This is a genomic window from Microbacterium sp. CPCC 204701 (assembly GCF_004010105.1).
Taxonomy (GTDB): Bacteria; Actinomycetota; Actinomycetes; order Actinomycetales; family Microbacteriaceae; genus Microbacterium.
Genome location: NZ_RRYE01000312.1, coordinates 1 through 3604, shown reverse-complemented (window position 1 = coordinate 3604; position 3604 = coordinate 1). Strand labels below are relative to the sequence as shown.

At 70.8% G+C, this 3604-nt stretch carries 3 protein-coding genes; all 3 read left to right on the top strand.

Features of this window, described 5'->3' with window-relative positions; translation table 11 throughout:
• A partial coding sequence (locus tag EIO58_RS14495) for a phosphorylase family protein (RefSeq protein WP_446723930.1) occupies nucleotides 1–303 on the top strand: 303 nt, incomplete at its 5' end.
• Between the two features lie 56 nt (nucleotides 304–359).
• Nucleotides 360–2216, top strand: a complete 1857-nt coding sequence (locus EIO58_RS14490) for a phospho-sugar mutase (RefSeq protein WP_240658888.1) — start codon at nucleotides 360–362, stop codon at nucleotides 2214–2216.
• An 88-nt stretch (nucleotides 2217–2304) separates the two neighbouring features.
• Nucleotides 2305–3604 (top strand): MFS transporter (locus EIO58_RS14485; RefSeq protein WP_127820122.1); only part of this gene is annotated, 1300 nt, incomplete at its 3' end.

The window sequence follows — 3604 nt, the reverse complement described above, 5'->3', positions numbered from 1 at the left end:
CGCACCATCGATCCGTCACTGGACGAAGGCGTGTACTGCCAGTTCCGCGGACCCCAGTACGAGACCCCCGCCGAAGTGCACATGGCCAAGACGATCGGGGGCCACATCGTCGGCATGTCGACCGCGCTCGAGGCGATCGCGGCGCGCCAGGCGGGCATGGAGGTGCTGGGCTTCTCGCTCATCACCAACATGGCGGCCGGCATCCAGGCGGCCCCCCTCAGCCACCAAGAGGTGATCGAGGCGGGGCGTGAGGCCGAGCCGGTCATCTCGTCGCTGCTGGCCCGCGTGATCGGGGCGCTGTGAGCGACGCCGAGGTGCCCGCGGCCGACGCCGACCGCCAGGAGCCCGCACCCGATTCGGTGCCCGCAGAACCGGACTCGGTGCTCGACACCGCTCGCGCGTGGCTCGCGCAGGACCCGGACGGCGAGACGCGCACCGAGCTGCGCGAGCTGATCGCGTCCGCGGAGTCCGGCGACGAAGCCGCCTCCGCCGACCTCGTCGACCGGTTCTCGACGCGTCTCGCCTTCGGCACCGCCGGGCTCCGCGGCGAGCTCGGTGCCGGCAGCAACCGCATGAACCGCGTGCTCGTGGCGCAGGCGGCAGCAGGGCTCGCCGCCTTCGTGCGCGAGAGGGCGGGGATGCCGCCGCTCGCGGCCGAGCCTGCGACAGAGGATTCCGCGCCCGCAGGCGAGAAGGCCGAGGCACCCGCTGAACTTCCCGCCGAGGCGCCGGCTGAGGCGCTGACCGAGCCTCCCTCGGCGGATGCACTGGAGGCCGAGGGTCCCGAGACTCCCGGCATCCTCGATGACGCCCCCATCGTCGTCATCGGGTACGACGGCCGCCGCAACTCCGACGTGTTCGCGCGCGACTCGGCCGAGATCTTCGCCGGGGCCGGCCTGCGGGCGATCCTGATGCCGCGTCTGCTCCCCACGCCGGTGCTGGCCTTCGCGGTGCGCCACTTCGGTGCGGCGGCGGGCGTCATGGTCACCGCGAGCCACAACCCGCCGAACGACAACGGCTACAAGGTGTACCTCGGGGGCGCCGACGAGGGCTCGCAGATCGTGTCGCCCGCCGACGCCGAGATCGCCGCCCACATCCAGCGGGTGGCGGATGCCGCCGACATCAGCACGCTCCCGCGCTCGCTGGCGTTCGAGCTCGCGACCGAAGACGTCGTCGACGCCTACATCGCTGCGACGGCCGCCGTCGCGCCGGCGCCGGCGGGAGCGGAAGGCCTGCGCTGGGTCTACAGTGCGATGCACGGCGTCGGGTGGGAGACGTTCTCGCGCATCCTCGAGCAGGCGGGCTACCCCGCCCCCGTTCCGGTGACGGAGCAGCTCGACCCCGACGGGACGTTCCCGACCGTGGCGTTCCCGAACCCCGAGGAGCCCGGCGCGATGGATCTCTCGTTCGCCGCCGCGCGCGAGGCGGATGCCGAGCTCATCGTCGCGAACGATCCCGACGCCGACCGGCTCGCCATCGCGCTGCCCGACGCCGACGCCGAGGGCGGCTGGCGCCGGCTCACCGGGAACGAGATCGGACTGCTGCTCGGCTGGCGCGCCGCGCAGCGCACGACGGCCGAGGGCGTTCCGGAAGGCGCCTCGCTCGCGTGCTCGCTGGTGTCGTCGCCCGGTCTTCAGGCGGTGGCGGAGCACTTCGGGCTCGACTTCCACGCGACGCTCACCGGCTTCAAGTGGATCTCGCGCGCGCCCGGCATCGTCTACGGCTTCGAAGAGGCGCTCGGCTATCTCGTCAACCCCGAGACCGTGCGCGACAAGGACGGCATCTCGGCGGCTGTCGCGATGCTGGGTCTCGTGTCCGAGGCGCGCCTGCGCGGCGCGACGCCGGCCGACCTGCTCCGCGAGTTCGACGACACGTTCGGCGCGTTCGCGAGCGACCAGGTGTCGGTGCGTGTCGACGACGTGTCACAGATCGCGGAGGTCATGGCGGCCCTGCGGGCGCGGCATCCGGAATCCGTCGGCGAGGTCGCCGTCGACCGCGTCGACGACCTCCTCGACGGCGTCGAGGACCTTCCCCCGGGCGACGTGCTGCGGCTATGGCTCGCCGACGGGTCGCGTGTGATCGTTCGCCCGAGCGGCACCGAGCCGAAGCTGAAGCTCTACCTCGACGTGCGCGGAGAGTCGCGCGAGGACGCCGCGGCACGCATCGGCGCCCTCGTCGACGGCGCGAGGGAGCTGCTCGCCGCGTACGGCGGCTGACGCCGCCCGCGCCCTACGCGTGTCGGACCCTCGTGCTAGAGTTCGTTCGCGATATATCGCGAGATCAGCATCATACGAGGAGCAATTCATGACGCGCGCGGACGACGAGAACGTGACGGATGCCGGCACCGCCGCAGCCGATCCCCCGCGCTGGCAGCGGAACGTCGTCCTCTTCCTGAGCGGGCAGACCGTCAGCCTGTTCGGATCGATGCTGGTTCAGTACGCGGTGTTCTGGTACCTGACCATCACGTACCAGTCCGGGCTCGTGATGACGCTCGCGGCGGTGTTCGGATTCCTTCCGCAGGCGATCGTCTCGATCTTCGGCGGAGTATGGGCCGACCGACACAACCGCAAGTACCTCATCATGGGCGCCGACACCGCGATCGCCCTGTCGACGCTCGCGCTCGCGCTCATCATGATGAGCGGGTACGACGCCGTGTGGCTGATCTTCGCCACCATGGCGATCCGGTCGGCGGGCGCCGGCATCCAGATGCCCGCGGTCTCGGCACTGATCCCGCAGATCGTGCCGACCCGCAATCTCATCCGCGTGAACGGCGTGAACGGCTCGATCCAATCGGCGATGGCGCTGCTCGCGCCGGCCGCGGCCGGCGCGATCTTCGCGTGGGCCTCGGCCGCGACGGACGGCACCGCGGCATCCCTCATCCCGATCTTCTTCATCGACGTCGTCACGGCGGTCATCGGAGTCGGCATCCTGGCGCTCATCCCGGTCAGCACGATCCGCCGGGCTGCCGACGCGCAGACCGGGTACTTCGCCGACCTGGTTGACGGGGTGCGCTACATCGTGCACCACGCGTTCGTGCGTTGGCTGCTCGTGCTGTTCGCGATCATCTTCCTGCTGACGGTTGCCCCCTCGAATCTCACGCCGCTGATGCTGGTGCGCTCGTTCCCGGCGGGCGAGGCGCAGGACGTCGTCAACCTCGCGGTGCTCGAGATCGCGTTCAGCATCGGCATGATGCTCGGCGGCATCCTGGTGGCGTCGCTCTTCGCCAAGCGCAGCCGGATCGGGCTGATCGTGATGGCATCGCTCGTGTTCGGCGCTCTCTCGATCGGGCTCGGCCTGTCGCCGAACGTGTGGGTGTTCTTCGGCTTCATGTTCTTCGTCGGACTCGCGGTCCCGTTCTTCTCGACGCCGTCGATGACGCTGCTGCAGGAGACGGTCGAGCCCGAGCGCCAGGGCCGCGTGTTCGGCTTCGTCGGCATCGTGATGGCGGTCGCGATGCCGATCGGCATGGTCGTGTTCGGCCCGCTCGCCGATGTGATGCCGATCGAGGTGCTGCTGATCGCGGCCGGCGTCCTCACGTTCGTCGTCATCGGCCTCGCCGTATGGCTGCCCGCCGGCCAGCGGGCGATCGCGGCGGCGCGGCGCG